This window comes from Burkholderia sp. Ac-20392 (assembly GCF_017104585.1).
GTDB classification, from domain to species: domain Bacteria; phylum Pseudomonadota; class Gammaproteobacteria; order Burkholderiales; family Burkholderiaceae; genus Burkholderia; species Burkholderia lata.
This window is the reverse complement of sequence record NZ_JAAGPB010000745.1, coordinates 1-239: the sequence shown is the minus strand read 5'-3', so window position 1 is coordinate 239 and position 239 is coordinate 1. Positions and strand designations below refer to the sequence as shown.

At 68.6% G+C, this 239-nt stretch carries 1 pseudogene; it reads left to right on the top strand.

The annotated features are described in order from the left end of the window. Nucleotides 1–239: pseudogene (locus G3N99_RS37655) on the top strand (hypothetical protein); the annotation flags it as partial.

The following is a 239-nucleotide window of genomic DNA, read 5'->3' as shown; positions in this document are numbered from 1 at the left end:
AAAAAAAAAAAACCCCCCCCCCCCCCCCCCCCCTCCCTCCCCCCCCCCCCCCCCCCCCCCTCCCTCTCGATCGACACCCTCCCCGACGATCTTCCCGCCACGCATCACTCCCGCCCCACCATCTACCGTCCGCCCTCGCCTGCCCGTCCCGCCCTTTTCGGCTTTTTCCCGCCCACCTTCGACCCAGCAATCTCTCACCCTATCGCGCCGACCCGCATCGTGCGCATCACCACACTCAC